This is a genomic window from Cobetia sp. UIB-001 (assembly GCF_044789135.1).
In the GTDB taxonomy this organism is placed as follows: Bacteria; Pseudomonadota; Gammaproteobacteria; order Pseudomonadales; family Halomonadaceae; genus Cobetia; species Cobetia amphilecti.
The window spans coordinates 1,969,508-1,992,525 of the sequence record NZ_CP058244.1; the positions used below are offsets into that span (position 1 = coordinate 1,969,508).

Genomic DNA, 23,018 nt, shown 5'->3' on the forward strand with positions numbered 1-23,018 from the left:
AACAACAAGGTAGCGGGGGCAGTGACGCCGAGCGCCCCACGTACTGATCAAGGAGCAACGCCATGCATGATCCCCTAGCGGCTCGACCCGATGAGTCAGGCAAGTCCACTACCGATACCACTGCCGATTCCACTACAGCGCCTTCCCACATGGCAGGTGCCTCGCCCGACGCTTCGAGAGCACAGCCAGCGGCAGGCGACATGAGCGGCATGTCGTGCCTGCGGTCTTCTCAGGAGGTGGATTTCAGCGGCTACGACTCCCTGATGGACATGCTGGAGAAGGCCTGCACGGCGCATGGCGAGCGTCCTGCCTTTACCTGCATGGACCGCACCATGAGCTTTGCGGAGCTGGATGCCACCAGTCGTCAGCTGGCGGACTGGTTCCAGCACGAGACCGACCTCAAGCCGGGCGATCGGGTCGCCATCCAACTGCCCAATACGCTGATGTTTCCGGTGGTGGCCTTCGCCGTGCTGCGTGCAGGCCTGGTGCTGGTGAATACCAATCCGCTGTATACCGAACGTGAGATGGAGCATCAGTTCAATGATTCCGGCGCACGGGCGTTGGTGGTGCTGGCCAACATGGCGGACAAGGTCGAACGCGTGCGGGAGCGCACTGGCCTCGAGTACGTGCTGGTCTGTGAATTGGGTGACATGCACCCGGCCTTCAAGCGGCTGTTGATCAACACCGTGGTCAAGCACGTCAAGAAACTGGTGCCGAGCTATCACCTGCCCGACGCCATCCCGCTGCGCACGGCCATCTCGCAGGGCAAGGCCGAGCGCTGGGAGCGGCCGACACTGGCACTCGATGATGTCGCTGTGCTGCAGTACACCGGCGGCACCACCGGGGTCGCCAAGGGCGCGATGCTGACTCACCGCAACCTGCTCGCCAACATGCTGCAAGGCAAGATGGCCCTCACGCAGGGCTTGAATCCCGGCCACGAGACGCTGGTGGCGCCGTTGCCGCTCTATCACATCTACGCCTTCACCATTCATCTGGCCTGCATGCTCAGTGAAGGCAATCACACCCTGTTGATTCCCAATCCGCGCGATATCCCGGGCTTCGTCAAGACGCTGCAAAAGCACGACTTCACGATGTTCGTCGGTCTCAATACGCTGTTCGTGGCGCTGTGCAACAACCCCGGCTTTCAGGCACTGGACTTCTCGAAGCTCAAGATCACCACCTCAGGGGGCGTGGCGCTGACGCGCAAGGCGGCAGAAGAGTGGAAGCGGGTCACCGGCAGCGATATCTCCGAGGGCTACGGCATGACCGAGACCTCGCCGATCGTGTCGTTCAACCCGCTGGATGCCATTCAGCTCGGCACCATCGGTCGGCCGATGCCCTCCACCGAGGTGCGTCTGTATGACGATGAGGGCGCGCTGGTCGCGATGGGGGAGCCGGGCGAGCTGTGCGTGAAGGGGCCGCAGGTGATGAAGGGGTATTGGCAGCGTGAGCAGGCAACCAAGGACAGCTTCACTGCCGATGGCTTCCTGCGCACCGGGGATATCGCGGTCTTCCAGGACGATGGCTATATGCGCATCGTCGATCGCAAGAAGGACATGATCATCGTCTCTGGCTTCAATGTGTATCCCAATGAGGTCGAGGACGTCATCGTGCGTCACCCGGACGTGCTCGAGGCGGCCGCCGTCTCGGTGGTGGATGAGCGCAGTGGTGAGGCGATCAAACTGTACGTCGTGCTCAAGGATGGCGCAGAGCTCGAAGCGGATGCGCTGCGAGACTGGTCGCGCAAGGAACTGGCCAGCTACAAGGTGCCGCGTCAGGTGGTCTTCATCGACGAGCTGCCCAAGACCAACGTCGGCAAGGTGCTCAGACGTGAACTGCGTGACTCGCCGCCGGAATCTGCCTGACCTTGCCCTTGTTTTCTCCCTGTGTGACAGCCTGAAGCACGAATCGTAATCACAGACGGTATACACAGCCCTGAATCATAGCCCTTGAAACACGAACGCCCCGCTCAATGAGCGGGGCGTTCGTGTTTCAAGGCAAGGCGCTGGCGAGAAGGCCTGCGCCTGGCGTCAGGCGTCCTTCTTGGGCTGGGTCGCGTTGTAGACCTCGAGGTCCAGCTCGTTCTCGGACTTGCCGACCAGGGTGGTGACCATCAGGTCGCCCGCGACATTCACGGTGGTGCGCGCCATGTCGAGGATACGGTCGATACCGGCGATCACCGCGATGGCTTCCAGCGGCAGGCCTACCTGGCTCAGCACGATGGAGAGCATGATCAGGCCGGCGCCCGGTACACCGGCGGTGCCGATGGAGGCCAGGGTACCGGTCAGCACGATCATGCCGTAGTCCATCATCGACAGCTCGATGCCGGTCATCTGGGCGATGAACAGTGCCACCACACCCTGATAGATGGCGGTGCCATCCATGTTGATGGTCGCGCCGACCGGCAGCACGAAGCCGGAGACACCTTCCGAGACGCCGAGGTTCTTCTGGGCGCAGCGGATGGAGATCGGCAGGGTGCCGGAGCTGGAGGCCGAGGAGAAGGCCACGACCAGTGCATCGACGATACCGCGCAGATAGCGTACCGGGTTCAGCTTGCCCAGTGTCGCCAGCAGGCCGGAATAGACCACCAGCACGTGCACGATGCTCGCCAGATAGGCCACGCCGATCACCTTGGCCAGCGGCAGCAGCACATCCAGGCCGTAGTTGCCGGAGACATGCGCCATCAGGCCGAAGACACCGAACGGCGCGAACGCCATCACGAACTCGGTCAGCTTGTACATCACTTCGGCGAAGCTATCGAAGACGCGCACGACCGGCTCGCCCTTGTCGCCGATCATGATCAGCGAGATGCCGATCCCGATGGCGAAGACGATGATCTGCATGATGTTGCCATTGGCCAGCGCATCGATCGGGTTGCTCGGCACCAGGTCGACCAGAATCTGCACCAGCGAAGGCGCGTCCTTGGTTTCCATCGCCTTGTCGAAGTTGAACTCGAAGCCGGCACCCGGCTGGAAGATGCTGGAGGCCAGCATGCCGATGGCGATCGCGAAGGCGGTCGTCAGCAGGTAGAGGGCGATGGTCTTGCCGCCGATGCGGCCCATCTTCTGCGGGTCACGCATCGAGGTGATACCGACCACCAGGGTGCTGAAGACCAGCGGCACGATCAGCATCTTGATCGCATTGATGAAGATATCGCCCAGCGGCTTGAACATGCTGGCGCTTTCTCCCATCAGGGCACCAGCGAGTACCCCCAGGGCGAGGCCGCCCAGGATCTTCTGCCACAACGGCAAACGGCGCCACAGGTTAGGGCGGGAGGAATCACTCATGGAACTGTCCTTAGGTGTCTAGCGATGATCATCGCTGATGATGCTCAGGGCGCGCCCGAGTCTGTCGTCTCGATGCCTTGTCACGATTGCGCACTGCATTAAGCACTTTTTTGGTGCGGGAAGATTAACAGTCAGCCTTCACTCACCCTCTGCACCTTTAGTCGCAAAAAAGCGTTCTTACACGCGAATTCAGCTTTCCATGCCGAACGCGCATGAGCCCATGCCGCAAAAGGTTCCACCAAAGAAGTAGTTGTCAGGCAGGCATATCGTCTGTCTTTGCGTTACCTTGACGTTAACGTTAACTGTTAGACCGCCAGAGCGACTTTCCACTAGTCTGATGGTAGGCACTGTTGTCATCGCCGAATCGACAGCTTGCGGTTCGACAGCTTCCGGTTCGACATTCATGAAGGTACGCAATTGCCTGCCCGGCCTCACGAGGGCTGGGTAATCCCTCAAACGCCTGATCGGTAAGAGAGGACGCTGAGCATGTCCGATACAACAACACGCGGACCCGTATCCCCGGGGACCGCGCCGCCCGATGGCTCACAGCCAGAGCTCAATGACCTGACCGCCATGCCGACGGCAGACCAGATCGCGCCGCAGGGGCCGACGGTGCTGCATCACCTGGCCTTCATGACCGGCGATGAGCTCTGCATCCCGATCTTCAAGCGCCTGCATCAGGACGGCACCCTTTATCCTGTCGATTTGCCACAGGGGCAGGGAGATGTCTCTCAGGGAGACAAGTCGCAGGACGCTTCACCCATTCAGCGCGACCCCATCGACCGCGACACGGCGCTCAAGATCTACCGGACGATGCTGTTCACCAGGGTGCTGGATGAGCGCATGCTGGCCGCCCAGCGCCAGGGGCGCTTGAGCTTCTACATGCAATGCACCGGCGAGGAAGCGACGGTGATCGGCAGTGCGGCGGCGCTTCAAGACGATGACATGATCATGGCGCAATACCGTGAGCAGGGGGCGCTGGCCTGGCGCGGCTTCAGCTGTGACGAATTCATGAACCAGATGTTCGGCAACGAGCGCGACTACGGCAAGGGCCGTCAGATGCCGATCCACTATGGGTCACGTGATCTGCACTACATGACCATCTCCTCGCCGCTGGCGACCCAGATTCCCCAGGCGACCGGCTATGCCTACGGCCAGAAGCTGGCGGGCAAGGGGCAGTGCACCATCACCATCTTCGGGGAAGGGGCCGCCTCCGAGGGCGATTTCCATGCCGCCCTCAACATGGCCTCCGTGCACCGGGTGCCGTGCATCTTCCTGTGTCGCAACAATGGCTATGCCATTTCCACCCCGTCGTGCGAGCAATTCGCCGCCGATGGCATCGCGCCACGCGCCTTCGGCTATCACATGCAGAGCATCCGGGTGGATGGCAATGACGTGATCGCCGTCTACGAAGCCACCCTGGCGGCGCGCAAGATCGCGGTCGAGACGAATCAGCCGGTATTGATCGAGGCGATGACCTATCGTCTGGCGGCGCATTCCTCCTCGGATGATCCCTCCGGGTATCGCAGCAAGAAGGAGGAGGCCATCTGGCGCGACAAGGACCCCATTCTGCGCATGCGCAACTGGCTGGAGGCGCAAGGCTGGTGGAGCGAGGAGGAGGAAAAGGCCACTGGCGATCAACTGCGCCGCGAAGTGCTTGAGTCCATGAAGCGTGCCGAGAAACTGGCGCCACCGGCGCTGGACACGCTGATCAGCGATGTCTACGACACGCCGACGCCGTTGCTCACGCAGCAGCTCGAAGATGTGAAACAGCATATTCGCAAGTATCCGCATGCCTATCCCAAGGGCGCCGCCAGCATGGGATTCACTGCGCAGGAGCTGGATGACAGCCGCAAGACGTATCAGGCACGCCAGCAGCGCATGCAGAGCCATCAGCCGGTAGATGGAGACCAGACATCATGAGCGAGCAGATGAGTGAGCAGCCGTTGGAGAAAACACCAGTGACAGACTCAGCTTCGGCAGAGGTGTCTGCTGCGACTGGCAGCAAGGAGGCGGCGGCCTCGGGCAAGAAACAGATGAACATGCTGCAGGCGATCAACAATGCGTTGGATATCGCCATGGCCGCCAATCCCCGTGTGGTGCTGTTCGGGGAGGACGTCGGGGTATTCGGTGGTGTCTTCCGGGCCACTAGCCACCTGCAGGACAAATACGGTCGAGAGCGCTGCTTCAATACGCCACTCACCGAGCAGGGCATCATCGGGTTCGCCAACGGGCTGGCGGCACAGGGCTCGACGCCGGTGGCCGAGATCCAGTTCGCCGACTACATCTTCCCCGCCTTTGACCAGATCGTGAACGAGGCGGCCAAGTTCCGCTATCGCTCCGGTGATCTGTTCGATGTCGGTGGCCTGACGATTCGCACGCCCTATGGTGGCGGCATCGCAGGCGGGCTCTATCACTCCCAGTCGCCCGAGGCCTATTTCGCGCATACCCCGGGCCTCAAGATCGTGATGCCACGCAATCCCCACCAGGCCAAGGGGCTTTTGCTGGCGGCGATTCGCGACCCCAACCCGGTGCTGTTCATGGAGCCCAAGCGGCTCTATCGCGCCTCGGTGGGCGAGGTGCCAGAAGCCGATTACGAACTGCCCCTTGGCGTGGCCGATGTCATTCGTGAAGGCCGCGATATCACGCTGCTCGGCTGGGGCGCACAGATGGAGGTCATCGAGAAGGCCGCCGCGCTCGCCGAGCAGGATGGCATCGACTGCGAGATCATTGACCTGCGCAGCATTCTGCCCTGGGACATCGAGACGGTGTGTGACTCGGTGCTCAAGACCGGTCGTCTGGTGGTCAGTCATGAAGCGCCGCTGACGGGAGGCTTTGCCAGCGAGATTGCCGCCACCGTGCAGGAGCGTTGCTTTTTGTATCTCGAGGCGCCGATCCGACGCGTCACTGGCCTTGATACGCCGTTCCCGCTGGTGCTCGAGAAGGAGCATCTGCCGGACGAGCTCAAGATCTACGAGGCCATCAAGCAAAGCTTGAATTACTGATGACAGGGAGTGATGCGCGCCATGAATGATTTCATCCTGCCCGATATCGGCGAAGGCATCGTCGAGTGCGAGCTGGTCAAGTGGTTGATCAAGGAAGGCGACGTGATCGAGGAAGATCAGCCGGTGGCCGAGGTCATGACAGACAAGGCGTTGGTGGAAATCCCCGCGCCCCACGCCGGTACCGTGGTCAAGCTTTACTGTCAGGAAGGTGAGATTGCCCGTGTCCATGCGCCGCTGTTTGCGGTGGATGATGGCAGTGACAGTGATAGTGACAAGACCGGACACGGCGAGCGTGAGGATGACAACACCGGCGATGTCATGACGGTTGCAGCGCCTGCTCGCTCGACGGCACAGACTCAGTCAGCCGCCAGCCAGGTGACCAGCAGTCAGAAGGATGTCGCGCTGTCAGGCAGCAATGGGGCAGCTACCACACCAACAGCCGCGGCCCTTGAGCGGCGCTCGCGTGATTTCATCCTGCCGGATATCGGCGAAGGCATCGTCGAATGTGAGGTGGTCACCTGGCACGTTGCAGAAGGCGACACGGTGGAAGAAGACCAGACGATCGTCGATGTGATGACCGACAAGGCACTGGTAGAGATCACCGCCTCGGAGCCCGGGCGTATCGTGCGCTTCCATTACGCCCAGGGCGAAAATGCCCGAGTGCATACGCCGCTGTATGCCTATGTGCCTGATGAGGAGGCAGAGGCTGAGAGCACTGAGAGCACTGAGAGCGACGTCACCGCGCCTGAACACAAGCAGGTTCAGCCAGAGCGTCTGGCGGAGCACCGCCAGGAGGGCGACGACAAGAGCGACAAAAAGAGTGGGCAAGACGGATGTCACCAGGAGAGCCGGCCTCGCATACCCGCGACCCCTGCCGTGCGCCGCCTATTGCGCGAACATCAGCTTGATATCCAGGCCATTGCAGGCTCGGGGCGTAACGGCCGGGTGCTGAAGGAAGATGTGCTGGCATATCTCAAGCAATCCGAGGCTCACGAGACTGACGTGACACCTGATGACTCTCACAAGGTCGGCGCGGCCGCCGAGTCCGACAAGGCAGCTGCCGAAGCGTGTGCTGTGGCCAGTGACGTGGCCAGTCACGAGGAGAGGTCGTCACGCCTTGAGTCAAAAGCGGTACCGCTCAAGGGCGTCGCGGCGGTAATGGCCAAGCGCATGGTGCAGGCCAGCACGCAGATCCCGCATTTCCATTACGGTGATGAGCTCGATATCACCGACCTGCTGGCGTTGCGGTCCCGCCTCAAGGTACGCGCCGAGCAGCAGGGCATTCGCCTGACCCTGATGCCGTTCATCATGAAGGCCATGGCGCTTGCGGTCATCGAGGAGCCGATTCTCAATGCGCGCCTCAGTGAGGATGAGAGCGAGATTCTCTATCAGGGCGCCTGCAACATCGGCATGGCGGTGGACAGTGCCAGCGGGCTGATGGTGCCGAACGTGAAGGGCGTCGAACGTCTGAGCATTCTCGAGATCGCGCGTGAGGTCGGGCGGCTGACCGAGGCTGCACGCAGCGGGCGCGTTGCCCAGGCGGACCTCAAGGGCGGCACCCTGTCGATCTCCAATATCGGGGCGCTGGGTGGCACCTATGCCGCGCCGATCATCAACCAGCCGGAGGTCGCCATCGTCGCGCTGGGGCGCACTCAGCGTCTGCCGCGCTTCGATGGCGAGGGCAATGTCTGTGCGCGTGACATCATGACCATCACCTGGGCGGGGGATCATCGCATCATCGACGGCGGGACCATCGCGCGCTTCAGCAATCTGTGGAAGCACTATCTCGAGCACCCTGACGAAATGCTGCTGTCGCTGTCATGAGGCGCTGCTTGCTCCAGGGGCCTCGGCTAGAGAGCATCCTGCATGAGTGATGCGCGCGCCCACGAGCGCCTGCAACAGTTCTATATCCCGGAAGAGCAGTCGATCTATCTGCTCTCGCATCATGATGCCAAGAAGCTCAAGGACTGGGTGGCGCTGTGCATCGCCCAGCTCGAGGGACTTGGCTACCGGGATATCCATCTGGTCGGCAAGGGCGCCTATGGTTTCGTCTTCGCAGGCTGGCGCCTTGGCGAAGACCAGCGCACGCGTGAAGAGCACGTCTTCAAGTTCACGCGGGTGACCCTGCCCCAGGCACTGCAGGACCGCCTGGAGGAAGAGGCCTACATGCTCGACCAGGTCGCCCACCCGCTGATTCCGCGTCTGGTCAGCTATCAGCGGGTACGGCGGCAGTCGATTCTGGTCATGCAGCGCGCGCCGGGCATCAATCTCGAGGAATATTCGCTGCGTCACGGGCGCATGTCGCCGCGTCTGGTGGTCAAGGTCGCCTGTCAGCTGGCCGACATCCTCAAGTCGCTGCGCGGGGCATCGACGGGAGCGGGCACGCCACCGGTCGTGCATGGCGACATCAAGCCGTCGAATCTGGTCTTCGATGTCGAGCGGGAACAGGTGGCGTTGATCGACTGGGGCAGTTCGGTGTTCGCTCAGCTCGATGAGCATCAGCAGTTCATCACCACCAACGTGATGCAGCTGATGTCGGATAACTTGCAACAGACCAATGCGCGTCTGGGCGATGTCTATTTCATCGGCGAGGAGCAGCTCAATGGTGCGCTGTCCTCGCCGCGCTTCGATGAGCAGGGCGTGGCCGCCACACTCTATGCGCTGGCCTCTGGGCAGTCGTGTCGCTTTGGCGTGCGTGCCATCCCGGCGGTGTCATTGGGGTTGCCCCGGGAATTCGCGCGTCTTCTCGATGGCATGCTGGCGGATGACCCGCAGCTGCGCATGCAGGCCGGCGACTACTTTCTGCGCGAGATGGGCAGGATCGCACGGCTGGTGATGCCGGAATTGCCTCTCGAGCCGCCACAGTCTCTGCTGCCGGTCTGGGTGAGGCCGGCAACGCGCGAGATCGACACGGTCGTCTATACCTCGCGCAAATCCTTCCTGCGTGAGGCCTTCGAGGCGGACGAGACCGGCGAACATGCTGGCAACGCGCTGGACGCCGTCAATGATGTCCAGCTGGATCGTTACTACAAGAACTTCATGCAAGGCATGGGCGGCACCGAAAAAGCCTTCCTGGCCGCGGTCAGTCGTCTGGGCAAATACCCGATCGTCGGCGGTCTGGCGATTCGCTGGGAGCCGCAAGGCATCTTCGTGGATACTGCGCTGCACCTGCATGACCCTGCCTTGAAGGCCGCCTTCGTCGTCGCGATCAACAACATGGTCGCTCTGGCGCGTGCCATCTATCGCCAGGGCGTGTTCAAGGCGTGTCTGTTCAATGCTCGCGATACTCTGCATCTGGAGCGCGAAGACCCGGAGGCCGCCTTCGTCTTCGCGCCGACGGCAGACGGGGAGGCCAGACCTCGCTTGAGCTATGAGGTCAGTGCGGTGCCGGAGCTTGAGGATGACTCGCGCGTGCACTCCTACTTCGAGGACGGCCCGGACCCTGAGGAACTGCTGGTGCTGCCCGAGAAGATATTGAAGGCACTGGAGTCACTCAATGCCATCCATCACACCGGCATGCTGATCTTCGAAGCCCTGCCGCACCACCTCAAGATTCACAGTTATTACCGGCTGCTGGACCCCTCGCGCGAGCAGGAATTCGCGCGTCTGCTGGCGGACATTCTCGAAGCCGTGCCACTGATCTCCGGGCTGGGAATCTCCGGCTTCATGAAGATGCCCTACAAGAACACCAAGCATTTCGATCATATCGAGGCGCAACCCGAACGCTTCTATCCACGGGACCCGCGCGCGGTGTGAAAAGGAGTTTGCCTTGGAAGGCAGTCGCATGGTGATGTCGATTTATATAACCGTGATTATCGTGATTCGTGTTAGTGTCACGTCGCGTGATCATTGCTGATCTTGCTGAACTCAATAATCAGATCGATAAAAATCGATAACCTACAGGGAACGTACTCATGTCTCGACCTCTCGCCCGGAAATTGCGTCAAGCCTCAGGTGGTCTGGCTATTCTGGCGCTGCTGGCAGGATGTAGCGCGCATACGACGATCAGCAGCCCGTCAGAGACGGCGCGAATCAACTTGAAAGATGTCTCCAGAGATCAGTCTACCGTTCAAGAAACGCTACCCACTACCAGCTTCGGAAATTACGAGTTTGAAGTAGTGGATGACAACAAGATGCCCATGTATGGCATTCTGCCGCTGAAGTTCAATGGCGGTTATCTGGCGCTAGATATCCTGTTCTTTGCCCCCGCCGCATTCTTCAATCTGCGTGAAGTCCACCCTTACTATGAAATCGACCATGACGAGGGAGTCGTGCGTTATCGTGATGAGAAGGGCGGAGAATGGACGACCTATACACCCACCGTGGAAGAAGCTGAGCGTGCACGCAAATACTTTGCCGCGCATCGTGATGATGTCATCTCACAGTCCAGCGCACAGCAGTAAGCGTGATGCCCTAAGTCAGTAAAGTCGTCTGACTCATGGCCTTGATACGACAGCGCCGCACCAGAGGCTTTCTGGTGCGGCGCTGTCGCATGTGACAACAGGTTGATGCGGCAAGCGAGCAGACTCTCGCTAAAGGGTCAGTCCTTCATCTGACGCGGGCGCGTCATGGCCTGCGGGGACAGCAGTGCCTCCAGACGTGCTTCGTCCAGCAGGCCTTCCTCACGTACCAGTTCCAGCACGCTGCGACCGCTGACCAGGGCTTCCTTGGCGATGCGGGTGGCATTGTCGTAGCCGATATACGGGTTGAGCGCGGTGATCAGGCCGATGGAGTTGTTGACCAGCTCGGCGCAGCGATCACGATTGGCGGTGATGCCGATCACGCAGCGATTCTTGAGCATGGTCATGGCACGACTCAGCTGGCGGATGGAGTCGAGCAGCTTGTAGGCGATCAGCGGCTCCATCACGTTGAGCTGCAGCTGGCCGGCTTCCGCGGCCATGGTCAGCGCGGTGTCGTTGCCGATGACATCGAAGGCGACCTGATTGACGGCTTCCGGAATCACCGGGTTGACCTTGCCCGGCATGATCGAGCTGCCCGGCTGCTGAGGCGGCAGGTTGATCTCGTTGAAGCCGGTGCGCGGGCCTGAGGACAGCAGGCGCAGGTCGTTGCAGATCTTGGACAGCTTGACCGCCAGGCGCTTGAGCATGCCGTGGAACAGCACGAAGGCGCCCATGTCGCTGGTCGCTTCGACCAGGTCCGACGCCGGACGGAAGTCGATGCCGGAACGACGCGCCAGAGCCTCGATCGCCAGAGCGCTGTAGCGCGGGTCGGCATTGATGCCGGTGCCGATCGCGGTCCCGCCCAGATTGACCTCCTTGAGCAACTCATTGAGGTTGGCGATGCGATCGACGTCTTCGCGCAGAGTGTTGGCGAAGGCACGGAATTCCTGGCCCAGCGTCATCGGCACCGCGTCCTGCAACTGGGTGCGGCCCATCTTGACCACGTCATCGAATTCCAGCGCCTTGGTGGCGAAGGCATTGGCCAGTTCGCTCAGCGCGTCCACCAGCATCGAGTGGCTGCGCAGCAGGCCGACACGGATGGCGGTCGGGTAGGCGTCGTTGGTGGACTGCGCCATGTTGACGTGATTGTTGGGGTGCAGCTGCTGGTAATCGCCTTTCTCGTAGCCGAGGAATTCCAGGCCCAGATTGGCGATCACTTCGTTGGCATTCATGTTGGTCGAGGTGCCGGCGCCGCCCTGGATCATGTCGACCACGAACTGATCGTGATGATCGCCATTCATCAGACGCGCACAGGCGTGCTGGATGGCATCATGCTCGCGTGTCTCGAGATAGCCCAGCGCATGGTTGGCTTCGGCGGCGGCGGCCTTGACCAGCGCGAGCCCTTCGACGAGACGCGGGAAGTGCGACAACGGCACGCCGGAGAGGTGGAAGTTGTTCAGCGCGCGCTGGGTCTGCACACCGTAGTAGGCATCAGCCGGCACCGGCTCGCGCCCGAGGAGATCCTTTTCAAGTCGGAAGCCGTTGGCCAGTGCCTCACGCTCGGCATGGCTCAAGTCGGCCGGCGTGGAAGTTGCCGGGGTGGCATTGGCGGCGATGGGGGTTTCCGAGAGATGGTTCACTTGGGCGGAACTCCTGGCTGAAGTACACTGTGGCGCTTGAATGGCGGCTAGGTGGACAAGGGTAACCAGCGCAGCCCCTCGGCGGCCAATGCCATTCAACGCTGCCGTATACGTCAAACGCATAAGACGAAGGTGGTGGTGCGCCGCGACGCACCATTCTCCATGACAAGACCCTGCATGACCGGCCAGGCAAGCCTCGCTTGGGCATGTTCGACATTTTTGGGAGTTCGGGTGAACCTGGAAACTAAGTGGTTGGAAGATTTCGTTGCGCTGTCCAATACCCGCAGCTTCTCCACCTCGGCTCGCCTGCGACACGTTACCCAGCCTGCGTTCAGTCGCCGCATCCGTGCGCTTGAACAGGCCGTGGGCACTACGCTGGTCGACCGCTCGACGACCCCGGTCAGTCTGACGCCGGAGGGCCAGCTGTTCCTGGTCACCGCGCGCAACCTGACAGAGCAACTGTCAGAGTGTCTCGCCCACCTGCGCGGGCTGGGCATGGCCAACGAGACCCTGGATATCGCGGCCGCGCATTCGCTGGCGCTGGCCTTCTTTCCCAAGTGGATCTCGCGTCTCCAGCAGGGCCTGGGGGAGTTGCCGACACGCCTGTCCGCGATGAATGTCGGCGACGCCATTCACTCGCTGCGCGAAGGCAACTGCGACTTGATGCTCGCCTATTACGACCCTTACGCCAGCATGCAGCTGGACGCCGAGGCCTTCCCGTCCTTCTCGGTCGCCAAGGTCAACATGCTGCCGGTGTGCGTGCCGCTGGAGAATGGCGAGCCACGCTTCCCGCTGACCGGGCAGAGCGAGACCAGCCAGGATGCGATTCCCTTGCTGTCCTATACCCAGGGGGCATTTCTGGGCCGTAGCGTGAAGATGCTTTTGAAGAATGATCCGCTGCGCCTGCGCCTGCGCACCGTCTATGAGATGGCGATGGCCGAGGGCCTCAAGGGCATGGCCCTGCAGGGCGTCGGCATGGCGTGGATTCCGGATTTCTGCATTCGCGATGAGCTGGAAAGCGGCAAGCTGGTGCGCGCGGGCAACGAGGCGTGGGATATCCCGCTGGAGATTCGCCTCTATCGTTGCTCACTGGTCCACAAGCCCGGCATCGACAAGCTATGGAAACAGCTGATGAACCTGCCTCGCGACTTTCTTGAAGCCTGAGCCTGAGTGTTACAGGCAAAGTCAAAGGCGAAGACAAAGACAAAAGAAAGCCAGGTGTCTTCAGACGAAAACGGCAGCCCCGCGGGGCTGCCGTTTTCGTTGTGCTGATGCAGGGAAGTGCGCGCGCCTGCATGGGCCGTTCCGGGAAGTCAGAAACTACTTTGGCCTGCATGCAGGCCGAGGAAATTCTGAATGATGAAGAAGTGGTCCTCGAAGAGGGTGTCGGGCTCCAGATCCGCCAGCGCGACCCAGCGTGCCTGCTCCTCGTTCTCGCCGCCGCCGCTTCTGAGTTTGGGGAGCTGCTGCTCCGGTCGCAGGGCGAAGTAGAAGGCCTCTGCCAGGGTGCGTCCGCGCCAGCTGCGATGTGGTGCGTCAAACAGACGCTGACCGCGCAGAGAGCCACGCAGAACAGGTTCCGGCACCTTGAGGCGCACACGCTCCTTGAGCTCACGCAGACAGGCATCCAGCAGGCGCTCCTGGGGTTGCACGAAGCCGCCAGGCAGGGCGTAAAGCCCCTTGCCCGGCGCCGCGCGACGTGTGGTGAGCAGTACATGGCCGGACTGCACCACCACGGCGTTGACCGTGATGAACAGTGGCGGGTAGGGCGCATCGCTCCAGGCGGCGCGATATTGCTCCAGCAGGCGACGTTCCTCGACCAACCCTTGCCACGCGGTCTCATCCAGGAAGCCATGCAGGTGCTGAGCCACCGGCGGTGGCAGCAGCTCCAGTCCCTCATTGTCCAGCCAATCCTCGGCGCGGGCGCGCTCGGTGAAGATGACCTCACGAATACGGCTGGCCTCCATCCCCTCGCGCAGTGGCACCGCCACCGACTCCCACTGCGGGAAGAGGCTCAGGTAGTAGCTTGACTGGCTGTTGCTGTCACGACGATTGGCACCGATCAGCGCGATTCTCGGCATCCGGTTGGCCTGCGGGCGCGCGATATCGCGTACCTTGCGCTGCACATCACGCACCCAGACATCGTCGTTGTAGAGGGCGTCCAGCAACGGCACGATTTCGAGACGCGCATTGTCGGCATCGTCAAAGCAACTGCGGATCATGCGCGTGCGTTCAGAGAAGGTGAACGGGTTGCGCAGTGAACGTGCCTGCCAGGCAGAACCGACCAGCACGATGACCTGCCGCGCGAGGCGCAGGGCCTCTTCCATCACGGCAACATGGCCATGGTGCATGGGCTGGAAGCGACCGATGAAGACCAGGCAGTCGTACTGGGTGTCGGCGATCGCGGGAGAATCCTGAGTGCGAAGCGTTGCAGCGGGTGCAGAGGGCAACGTTGTCGTCGAAGGCATGATGAGCTCCGTGGCAGGCAGGATGGGGCGGCGTATGAGGCGCTTGCCCAGTGAGATTTTGCTAGCGTATCAGATTATGTGCATGCGCCGAACGGCTCGCCATTCACTCTCGTCTGGTAAGGGGTAGTCAAAAGTTTATCCCGTTATCTTGCTGAAGAGATTCCCATAACCAAGCAACTTCTCGGTGTTAGGGGCGTGGGAAGGCCGTTGCGGTACAGGAGAGACGCCAAAGAGGAGGAGAAGAAGGAAGGAAAGGGGAAAGTGAACAAATGCGAGTACTCAAACCGAGACAACGCCCGTCAGCATCATTGCTGGCGGACGTTGTCTCGGTTTGTGGCAAGGCCGATGGCAGGCCCAGGCGGGCCTGCCGGGCGCCGGGTCAGGACGCCTTGGCGGTCAGCACGTCGGTGATCCACTCGACGACCTTGTCGCCCTGGGCATTGACGCAGACGTCGACCAGCGGCGTCTGGGACCACTGGTTGCCGAGGAATTCGCGACCCTCAGGGGCGAACAGCGTCTGACCTTCGGCCAGGCCTTCGACTTCGACATTCAGGTGGCCGCGCTCGGTAGTGAACAGCTCCGGCTTCATCAGCCAGGCGAGGGCGCAGCTGTCGTGCGGGCAGCAACCATCGATGCCGCGCGCTTCCTGATAGAAGGCCTTGTAGAACTGATAGCTGCCGGACAGCACTTCGCCGAGTGCGCCTTGCGCGACACGGATGCGCTCGACATGGGCCGGAGACAGCACGCAGCGGTGCGTCGCATCGAGACCGACCATGGTCAGCGGCCAGCCGGCGGTCAGCACCTTGGCGGCGGCATGCGGGTCATTGAAGATGTTGGCTTCGGCGACCGGTGAGACGTTGCCGCCTTCACGGATGGAGCCGCCCATGATGACGACCTGCTTGACCTTGCTGATGATGCTCGGGTCCAGCTGCAGTGCGGTGGCCAGATTGCCCAGCGGGCCGACGGCGACGAGGGTGATCTCGCCCGGACGCGCATTGACCTGCTCGACGATGAACTGCGGTGCGCTGATGGACAGCGCCTTGCCCTTGGGCTCCGGGATCTCCATGTTGCCCAGGCCATTGGCGCCGTGGATGTGCGCCGGCGCCGGGAACTTGTCCTTGACCAGCGGCTGGGCAGCGCCCTGGGCGACCGGAATCTCCTGACCCGCCAGTTCGCCCAGCAGCAGGGCGTTGGAGGTGGCCGTCTCGATGGTGACGTTGCCGAAGGTGGTAGTCATGCCGAGGAATTCGATGTCCGGATGCGCCAGACAGATGGCAATCGCCTGGGCATCATCCACGCCCGGATCGGTATCAAAGATAATCGGTGTTTTCATGCTGACCTCGTGAAAGAAGTGACCTGCAATAGAGGGCGTTACGCCAACAGGGCGCCCATGAGGTGACACGGGCACGGCACGGGCCACGTGGTGATGCCCCGTGCAGGTAGTTCAGTTGTTCAGTTGCTCAGGACGTCGAGCGTCGGCCATTCGGCCAGGGCAGCGGCGACATCACTGGCCAGCGGAATGCTCGGCGCTGCGCCTTCGCGGCTCACGCACAGGGCAGAGGCAGTGCTGGCACGACGCAGGCTTTCCTCGATGCTCTGGCCTTCGATCTGGCTTGCCAGGTAATAGCCGATGAAGGTGTCGCCTGCCGCGGTGGTGTCCACGGCATTGACGCGGTGCGCCGGCAGCTGGATGCGCTGTTCCCCCAGCTGGTAGCAGACGCCTTCGCTACCCAGGGTCATCACCACTTCGGTGTCAGGCAGGCGAGTGTGGAGCGCGGCGAGCAGGGTGGCGACAGGCGCGCTCTCTTCCAGCTCGACCAGCTGTGCCGCTTCACCGCGATTGAGGAACAGCACCTGGCAGTGTTCCAGCGGCAGGCGCAGGACATCAGCGCCCATCGGGGCCGGATTGAAGGCGATCTTCATGCCCTTGGCGTGCGCCAGCTCGATGACCTTGCCCAGCGCGTTGCACTCATTTTGCAGCAGCAGCCAATCTCCCTGCGTCACGCCGGAGAACAGCGTCGCGAGATGTTCATCGGTGAAGCCGTGGTTGGCGCCCGGATGCAGAATGATGCTGTTCTCGGCGTGGTCGTCCACCTGGATGATGGCGTGGCCACTGGCGCTGGCGCTGAGCTCGACCTGCGAGGTGATGACACCGGCGCTTTCCAGCGGCTCAAGTGCCCAGCGATCACTGTTGCCAAGGCGGCCCCAGTGCGTGACGTCGCCTCCGGCGCGCGCAAGCGCGAGCGACTGGTTGGCACCCTTGCCACCCAGTACCTGACGGTAGGAGAGACTCGCCAGGGTTTCACCCGGTCGTACCAGGTGAGGTACCCGATAGACGTGATCGATATTGATAGAACCGTAGTTGTAAAGCATGCAGCCTCCTTGGGGGCGAGCATCCTAGCAAAGCCTTGGCCGCCTGTCCCCAGTCGTATCACCAAGGTCTGACCTTCAGGTCATGTTTAAGCGTTGAAGCTATTAGCCTCTTGGAACGCAAGAGAAAGTGCATACTTCCTGTCATCTCGCTGGATTCAGGATAGTCGCCCATGTCGGAGTCGAAGCAACCCGCCGTCACGATCAAGAAGTGGGTCTGGCGAGCGCTCTTCACCAGTACCATGATTCCGTTGCTGTTGGTCGAGACCGCCCTGGTGGCGGTGTATTTCGTGTCCAATGACGAGATTCGTGATGCCAACCTCAATTACCTGCAATCCCAGTCGAGCAGCGAGCTCAATCTGGCGATGCTGCGGGAGGCCAAGTCACTCAGCCAGCAACTGGAGCATGTCCAGAACCTGTCGCGCGGGCTCGGTGCCCAGGCAGGCGAACTGGCCATGGGCGACACCGGTACAGGGGTAGCGGCGCGCGAGGTTGCCCGTCACGCAAGCCTGCCCAGCGGTGTCTGGGCCAGTCAGCAGACGGCGGATAATCAAGGCAGCGGCTTCTATCCCGCCTTGCCAGGCCTCGAGCAGGACATCCCCATGGCACTGCGCATGACGGCGGTCGACCCGATCATGCGCAGTGTCGTGTCCTCGCACTCGGCCGTGGTGCAGTCCTTCGTCACGATGGCCGACTGCTATGTCCGCCTCTTCCCCTATGTCGATCTGGCCTCGCTGGTGCCAGCCGACCACGACTGTCGTGACTTCTCCTTCTTCTATCTGGCCGCGCCAGAGGCAAATCCCTCGCGAAACACCATCTGGACCGACATCTACGAAGACCCGGCCGGCAATGGCTGGATGACGTCGGCCGTCAGTCCCTTCCATTCCGAGCAAGGCGAGTTTCTCGGCGTCGCCGGCGTCGACATGACCCTGGACGTGATCGTCAATCAGGTGCTGGCGATGGAGCTGCCCTGGCAAGGCTTCGCGATGCTGTTCGATGCCGAGGGGCGCTCACTCGCCGTCCCGCGCGCCGGTGAGCAGTTGCTGTCGCTGCTGCCGCTGGAGATTCCCGATGCCAATGACCTCCAGGAAGAGGATGTCATTCGGCCCGCCCAGCTGGAGCTGAAAGGTCATGACGTCTTCAAGAGACTCGCGCCCCGTATCCTCGAGCAGCGGCGTGGCCTGGAGAGCGTCAATGTGGCGGGGGCACCCTACAAGGTGGCGTGGGAGCGCTTGCCGGGCAATGGCTGGATCATGTTGAGCATGGTCGAGGAGAGTGCCGTCTTCTTCCGTACCGCAGAGATCGGGCGTAATTTCCAGCTGGTGGGTATGGCATTGATTGGTGGCTTGATCCTGTTCTATTTCACTTTCTTCATTCTCATGAGCTGGCGCACGCACCATATCAGCCGTCGCCTTTCGGTGCCGCTGGCTGAGCTGCGCGAACGACTGCATCGCATCGGCATGGGCGCTGAAGTCGAATCGGCGGGCGGCAGTGGTATCGTCGAGCTGGATGATGCCAACGCCACCGCCGAAGAGATGTACCAGCGGCTGCGCCAGACCCAGAAGGAATTGCAGTCCAGCGAGCGTCGCTTGCTGGATTCCCTCGAAGCCAGTGGCGATAGCCTGTGGGAAATGGACATTCCTGAGCGCATCGTCCAGATCCATCCCAATCTCTGGAAGATGCTCGGCGCTTCGGGCCACGAGCCGTTGGCGATGCGCGAAATGGACTTCGATCGCTTGATTCACCCGGAGGATCTCGAGCAGGTACATGCGCTCAGACACAAGATCATCACTACCTATGGCGAAAGCTGTGAGTGCCAGTACCGGATGCGTGCGCCGCAGGAAGAGGACCTTCAGCAGATCGAGGCGATGGGAATGAACGAGGCAGGCATGGCGGATGCCACAGACAAGGCTGGCGACAAGTTCCTGCAACAGCGGAGCCTGAGCGCTGATGATGACGGTGAGCATGAGGACGGCGAGCGAGCGAGCGGCACCTGGTGGGTACTATTGAGCTCACGCGGTCGTGTGGTGTCGTGGGACGCTGAAGGCAACGCCCTCAAGGCGGCGGGCATGCATATCCGCATCCGCTGACGCCAGGCCACTCATAAAAAGCCCCCGACTCGGCGCATATGCCGGTTCGGGGGCTTTTTTCGTGACGTGCCGATCACACCTGCCACTCGGCGTCAGTGGCTGTCATCGCGAGGTTGAGGCCGCGAGGCTGTGGCCGTGTCAGGCGTGTTCGCTCAGGAATGTCTCGATATTGGCCAGACTGAGATCGAGCATGTTCTGGCGCGCCTCCTGGCTGATCCAGGCATTGTGCGGCGTGACGATCAGGTTCAAGGGCGCACTCGCCGAATGGTGCTGGCTTTCCAGGGCCGAGAGCAGCGAGTGGCCTTCACGTGGCGGCTCCTCCGGCAGGCTATCCACCGCCAGGCCGCCGAGTTGTCCGGTGGCCAGTGCCTCCAGCGCTGCGTCCTCGTCGATGATGCCCCCGCGGGCGCAATTGACCAGCAGTGCACCGGGCTTCATGGCGGCGAGCGCCTGCTCATCGATCAGATGCTGCGTCTCTGGGGTCAGCGGGCAGTGCAGGCTGATGGCGTCAGCCTGAGGCAGCAGGCTTTCCAGCGCGGGGCGCTCGGCGGTGGGGGCGGTGCCCGGGCGGGCGGCAAAGGTCACGCGCATGCCGAACGCCTCGGCCAGCCTGCCCACCGCAGTGCCCAGCTCCCCCTTGCCGATGATGACCAGATGCTTGCCGGACAGCTGCACCACGGGGCGGCCCATCAGGCAGAAGGTCGCGCTGCGTTGCCACTCGCCCGCGGCGATGTCGGTCTGGTATTCCGGCAGGCGGCCTGCCAGTGCCAGCAGCAGCATCCAGGTGTGCTGCGCCACCGAGTGAGTGCCGTAGGCATTGACGTTCATGACCCGAATGCCGCGTGCTTCGGCGGCCGCCATGTCGATATTGTTGGTGCCGGTCGCCATCACCGCGATCAGCTTGAGGGTCGGCAGCTCATCCATGTGGTGCGCCTCGATGCGTACCTTGTTGACCATCACGATGGAGGCACCGCTCAGCCGTGGCACCACTTCCTCGGGCGCGGTCGCGTCATGGCAAACCAGTCCTTCCAGGCGGGCCTCGAGGCGCGAGAAGTCCAGTCCGTCACCGACGGAACCGGCATCTAGCATGACGGCCTGCGGGGCGCTGGTGGACGAGGCGGGCTCGCAGTGAGAGGAAGCGGGCGTGGAAGAATGAGAGGGAGACTGCGCAGTACGATCGTGATCGGACATAGGTGCCTCATGATGGCGTAGGAAGATAGACAGGAAGACAGAAAGGCTGGCCCGGAAATGACGAGTACGTAGCGTCTGGGCCGGTTTGTGCTTGGGTGTTGCCCCGCACGGGGCCGAGCACGCTATAATGTGCCCCTTTCGCTTTGACTTGAAAGCCGCTCAACTGGCCTTATTGTAGGCGTCTCTTTCTGGTGCTTGCGAAAGCTCTCATGTTGGGGCCGCAGGTGCGCTGAACGCAAGACGCGCCGCAAGGCATAACATTGTCATGGTTCACGGTGCTCAGACAGCCCCGTGACCAGTATTGTCAGGAAAGAAAACCATGCCGATCTATGAATACCACTGCAAGGCCTGTGGCCATCGGATGGACAAGTTGCAGAAGATCAGCGCTGCGCCGCTGACGGAGTGCCCGGAATGCAAGACGGACCAGCTCGAGAAGCTGGTCTCCGCCGCCGGGTTCCGTCTGGCAGGCAGTGGCTGGTACGAGACGGATTTCAAGTCCGGCAGCAAGAAGAATCTGGCCGGTGGTAGCGACAGCACCGCCTGACACAGCTGGGATAGTGCGTCAGGCATCAGCGTGATGAAGGTCAAGGGCGCCCAGCGGGTACCCTTGACCCTCATCGCCAACGGCAGGCCCTCTGAGACAGATGCGCATCAGCGCGTCGATCATGAATTTGAGCAACAAGGAATCAACATGCGCAGCCACTATTGCGGCAAACTGAACGAGACCCTGATCGATCAGGATGTCACTCTGTGCGGGTGGGTGCACCGCCGTCGCGACCACGGTGGCGTCATCTTCCTCGACATGCGCGACCGTGATGGCATCGCCCAGATCGTCGTCGATCCGGACACCGTCGATGCCTTCGCCACTGCCGACAAGGCGCGCAGCGAGTTCGTGCTGCGTATCAAGGGCCGTATCCGTCTGCGCCCGGAAGGCACCCAGAACCCGAACATGCCGACAGGCATGATCGAAGTGCTGGCCAAGGACGTCGAAGTGCTCAACACCGCACAGACGCCGCCGTTCCAGCTCGACGACCACAACAAGGTCGGTGAGGAAGTCCGCCTCAAGTATCGTTATGTCGACCTGCGTCGTCCGGACATGATCGAGAAGCTGCGTCTGCGCTCGCGCATCACTCACAGCGTGCGCGCCCAGCTCGAAGCCCTGGGCTTCCTCGACATCGAAACCCCGATCCTGACACGTGCCACACCGGAAGGCGCACGTGACTATCTGGTGCCGAGCCGTACCTACGCCGGCAGCTTCTTCGCACTGCCGCAGTCTCCGCAGCTGTTCAAGCAGCTGCTGATGGTCGCCGGTGTCGATCGTTACTACCAGATCGCCAAATGCTTCCGTGATGAAGACCTGCGTGCTGACCGTCAGCCTGAATTCACCCAGATCGACCTCGAAGCCAGCTTCGTCGACGAGCAGGACATCATGGGCATGACCGAGACCATGATCCGTGGCCTCTACAAGGAAGTGCTCGATGTCGAGCTGGGCGACTTCCCGACCATGCCGTATTCCGAGGCCATCAGCCGTTTCGGTTCCGACAAGCCGGACCTGCGTATCCCGCTGGAACTGGTCGATGTCGATGACCTGATGAGCGGCGTGGACTTCAAGGTCTTCTCCGGTCCGGCCAAGGACGACAAGGGCCGTGTCGCCGCGCTGCGTGTGCCGGGCGGTGCCAGCCTGTCACGCAAGGAAATCGACGCCTACACCAAGTTCGTCGGCATCTACGGTGCCAAGGGCCTGGCGTGGATCAAGGTCAACGAACGTGCCAAGGGCATCGAGGGTCTGCAGTCGCCGATCGTCAAGTTCATGGAAGACGTCGTAGATGAAGTGCTGGACCGCTGTGGCGCCGTCGATGGCGACATCGTGTTCTTCGGCGCTGACAAGGCCAACATCGTGGCCGAGGCCATCGGTGCGCTGCGCGTCAAGCTGGGTGAAGACCTCAACCTCTACACCCGCGAGTGGGCACCGCTGTGGGTCGTCGACTTCCCGATGTTCGAAGCCGATGCCAACGGCCGCCTGAGCGCGCTGCACCACCCGTTCACCGCGCCGTCCTGCACGCCGGAAGAGCTCAAGGCCAACCCGGAAGCGGCACTGTCTCGCGCCTACGACATGGTCATCAACGGCACCGAGCTGGGTGGCGGCTCCATCCGTATCCACGATCAGGCCATGCAGCGTACCGTGTTCGAGGTGCTGGGCATCGGTGAAGAAGAAGCGGAAGAGAAGTTCGGCTTCCTGCTCGACGCCCTGAAGTTCGGCGCGCCGCCCCATGGTGGTCTGGCCTTCGGTCTCGACCGTCTGGTGATGCTGATGACCGGCGCCAAGACCATTCGTGAAGTGATTGCCTTCCCGAAAACCCAGAGTGCCGGCTGCATGATGACCGACGCCCCGGGCGTGGTCAGCGGTGAGCAGCTCAAGGAGCTGAACATCCGTCTGCGTCAGAAGGTCAAGGTCGAGGACGAAAGCGGTCAGGCCTGATTCAGCGGCGCAAGACCGAGAGAGTGACTGGTGGGGCCGTCTGGACTGATTCGATCAGACAAGGGCGGTCCCGCGGTGGCAGGTTTGC

Annotated in this window: 16 protein-coding genes and 1 pseudogene; 11 read left to right on the forward strand and 6 right to left on the reverse strand. The window is 61.9% G+C overall.

Annotation, left to right across the window (positions count from 1 at the left end):
• Positions 1–200 precede the first annotated feature (200 nt).
• Positions 201–1,865 carry an AMP-binding protein gene (locus tag HA399_RS08290; RefSeq protein ID WP_404326930.1) on the forward strand — a complete coding sequence of 555 codons (1,665 nt, stop codon included), beginning with the start codon at positions 201–203 and terminating at the stop codon, positions 1,863–1,865.
• Positions 1,866–2,030: 165 nt separating this feature from the next.
• On the opposite strand, the gene HA399_RS08295 is transcribed toward HA399_RS08290, so the two are convergent.
• Positions 2,031–3,287, reverse strand: a complete 1,257-nt coding sequence (locus HA399_RS08295) for a dicarboxylate/amino acid:cation symporter (RefSeq protein ID WP_054556697.1) — start codon at positions 3,285–3,287, stop codon at positions 2,031–2,033.
• Positions 3,288–3,860: 573 nt separating this feature from the next.
• On the opposite strand from HA399_RS08295, the gene HA399_RS08300 reads away from it, so the two are divergent.
• The 6 genes and pseudogenes from HA399_RS08300 to HA399_RS08325 all read left to right on the forward strand — a co-directional run bounded on the left by HA399_RS08300 (position 3,861) and on the right by HA399_RS08325 (position 10,695).
• The gene (locus tag HA399_RS08300; RefSeq protein ID WP_404326932.1) at positions 3,861–5,210 is read left to right on the forward strand and encodes a thiamine pyrophosphate-dependent dehydrogenase E1 component subunit alpha; all 1,350 of its coding nucleotides are present in this window, start codon (positions 3,861–3,863) and stop codon (positions 5,208–5,210) included.
• A gap of 113 nt (positions 5,211–5,323) precedes the next feature.
• Positions 5,324–6,292 carry an alpha-ketoacid dehydrogenase subunit beta gene (locus HA399_RS08305; RefSeq protein WP_043333588.1) on the forward strand — a complete coding sequence of 323 codons (969 nt, stop codon included), beginning with the start codon at positions 5,324–5,326 and terminating at the stop codon, positions 6,290–6,292.
• A gap of 21 nt (positions 6,293–6,313) precedes the next feature.
• Positions 6,314–6,472, forward strand: a pseudogene (locus tag HA399_RS08310) (biotin/lipoyl-containing protein); the annotation flags it as partial.
• Positions 6,473–6,763: 291 nt separating this feature from the next.
• A complete protein-coding gene (locus tag HA399_RS08315) occupies positions 6,764–8,116 on the forward strand; it encodes a 2-oxo acid dehydrogenase subunit E2 (RefSeq protein ID WP_404326933.1) in 1,353 nt (450 codons plus the stop codon).
• Positions 8,117–8,158: 42 nt separating this feature from the next.
• The gene (locus tag HA399_RS08320; RefSeq protein ID WP_404326807.1) at positions 8,159–10,048 is read left to right on the forward strand and encodes a protein kinase; all 1,890 of its coding nucleotides are present in this window, start codon (positions 8,159–8,161) and stop codon (positions 10,046–10,048) included.
• Between the two features lie 158 nt (positions 10,049–10,206).
• On the forward strand, positions 10,207–10,695 hold the full coding sequence (locus tag HA399_RS08325) for a hypothetical protein (RefSeq protein WP_404326808.1): 489 nt from the start codon (positions 10,207–10,209) through the stop codon (positions 10,693–10,695).
• 137 nt (positions 10,696–10,832) lie between these two features.
• Here the strand turns inward: HA399_RS08325 and HA399_RS08330 are convergent, their stop codons facing one another.
• On the reverse strand, positions 10,833–12,242 hold the full coding sequence (locus HA399_RS08330; protein ID WP_225348134.1) for an aspartate ammonia-lyase: 1,410 nt from the start codon (positions 12,240–12,242) through the stop codon (positions 10,833–10,835).
• Positions 12,243–12,563: 321 nt separating this feature from the next.
• On the opposite strand from HA399_RS08330, the gene HA399_RS08335 reads away from it, so the two are divergent.
• Positions 12,564–13,496: a LysR substrate-binding domain-containing protein gene (locus tag HA399_RS08335; RefSeq protein WP_054556694.1), complete on the forward strand. Its 933-nt coding sequence runs from the start codon at positions 12,564–12,566 to the stop codon at positions 13,494–13,496.
• 149 nt (positions 13,497–13,645) lie between these two features.
• Here HA399_RS08335 and HA399_RS08340 read toward each other — a convergent pair whose 3' ends face one another.
• The 3 genes from HA399_RS08340 to HA399_RS08350 form a co-directional block, all read right to left on the reverse strand.
• Positions 13,646–14,800, reverse strand: a complete 1,155-nt coding sequence (locus HA399_RS08340; protein WP_107334817.1) for a bifunctional nicotinamide-nucleotide adenylyltransferase/Nudix hydroxylase — start codon at positions 14,798–14,800, stop codon at positions 13,646–13,648.
• 379 nt (positions 14,801–15,179) lie between these two features.
• Positions 15,180–16,133 carry a nucleoside hydrolase gene (locus HA399_RS08345; RefSeq protein ID WP_131432025.1) on the reverse strand — a complete coding sequence of 318 codons (954 nt, stop codon included), beginning with the start codon at positions 16,131–16,133 and terminating at the stop codon, positions 15,180–15,182.
• Positions 16,134–16,252: 119 nt separating this feature from the next.
• Entirely contained in the window at positions 16,253–17,173 is a 921-nt protein-coding gene (locus tag HA399_RS08350) for a ribokinase (protein WP_054556692.1), read from the reverse strand.
• Positions 17,174–17,343: 170 nt separating this feature from the next.
• On the opposite strand from HA399_RS08350, the gene HA399_RS08355 reads away from it, so the two are divergent.
• Positions 17,344–19,260 (forward strand): hypothetical protein, encoded by a 1,917-nt coding sequence (locus tag HA399_RS08355; RefSeq protein ID WP_404326810.1) that lies wholly within the window; start codon positions 17,344–17,346, stop codon positions 19,258–19,260.
• Positions 19,261–19,398: 138 nt separating this feature from the next.
• On the opposite strand, the gene HA399_RS08360 is transcribed toward HA399_RS08355, so the two are convergent.
• Complete coding sequence (locus HA399_RS08360; RefSeq protein ID WP_404326811.1) at positions 19,399–20,451, reverse strand: D-2-hydroxyacid dehydrogenase; 1,053 nt, start codon at positions 20,449–20,451, stop codon at positions 19,399–19,401.
• A gap of 319 nt (positions 20,452–20,770) precedes the next feature.
• On the opposite strand from HA399_RS08360, the gene HA399_RS08365 reads away from it, so the two are divergent.
• Together HA399_RS08365 and aspS are read left to right on the forward strand one after the other, a co-directional pair.
• Positions 20,771–20,995 carry an FmdB family zinc ribbon protein gene (locus tag HA399_RS08365; protein WP_043333602.1) on the forward strand — a complete coding sequence of 75 codons (225 nt, stop codon included), beginning with the start codon at positions 20,771–20,773 and terminating at the stop codon, positions 20,993–20,995.
• 147 nt (positions 20,996–21,142) lie between these two features.
• Complete coding sequence (gene aspS, locus HA399_RS08370; protein ID WP_043333603.1) at positions 21,143–22,930, forward strand: aspartate--tRNA ligase; 1,788 nt, start codon at positions 21,143–21,145, stop codon at positions 22,928–22,930.
• Positions 22,931–23,018: the final 88 nt, after the last annotated feature.

What these genes read in the sequence shown, in the direction of transcription:
- HA399_RS08355 (WP_404326810.1), top strand. Translation starts at nt 17,344, where the DNA reads ATGTCGGAGTCGAAGCAACCCGCCGTCACGATCAAGAAGTGGGTCTGG.
- HA399_RS08320 (WP_404326807.1), top strand. Translation starts at nt 8,159, where the DNA reads ATGAGTGATGCGCGCGCCCACGAGCGCCTGCAACAGTTCTATATCCCG.
- HA399_RS08290 (WP_404326930.1), top strand. Translation starts at nt 201, where the DNA reads ATGAGCGGCATGTCGTGCCTGCGGTCTTCTCAGGAGGTGGATTTCAGC.
- HA399_RS08325 (WP_404326808.1), top strand. Translation starts at nt 10,207, where the DNA reads ATGTCTCGACCTCTCGCCCGGAAATTGCGTCAAGCCTCAGGTGGTCTG.
- HA399_RS08365 (WP_043333602.1), top strand. Translation starts at nt 20,771, where the DNA reads ATGCCGATCTATGAATACCACTGCAAGGCCTGTGGCCATCGGATGGAC.
- HA399_RS08340 (WP_107334817.1), bottom strand. Translation starts at nt 14,800, where the DNA reads ATGCCTTCGACGACAACGTTGCCCTCTGCACCCGCTGCAACGCTTCGC.
- aspS (WP_043333603.1), top strand. Translation starts at nt 21,143, where the DNA reads ATGCGCAGCCACTATTGCGGCAAACTGAACGAGACCCTGATCGATCAG.
- HA399_RS08300 (WP_404326932.1), top strand. Translation starts at nt 3,861, where the DNA reads ATGCCGACGGCAGACCAGATCGCGCCGCAGGGGCCGACGGTGCTGCAT.
- HA399_RS08295 (WP_054556697.1), bottom strand. Translation starts at nt 3,287, where the DNA reads ATGAGTGATTCCTCCCGCCCTAACCTGTGGCGCCGTTTGCCGTTGTGG.
- HA399_RS08305 (WP_043333588.1), top strand. Translation starts at nt 5,324, where the DNA reads ATGAACATGCTGCAGGCGATCAACAATGCGTTGGATATCGCCATGGCC.
- HA399_RS08345 (WP_131432025.1), bottom strand. Translation starts at nt 16,133, where the DNA reads ATGAAAACACCGATTATCTTTGATACCGATCCGGGCGTGGATGATGCC.
- HA399_RS08360 (WP_404326811.1), bottom strand. Translation starts at nt 20,451, where the DNA reads ATGTCCGATCACGATCGTACTGCGCAGTCTCCCTCTCATTCTTCCACG.
- HA399_RS08350 (WP_054556692.1), bottom strand. Translation starts at nt 17,173, where the DNA reads ATGCTTTACAACTACGGTTCTATCAATATCGATCACGTCTATCGGGTA.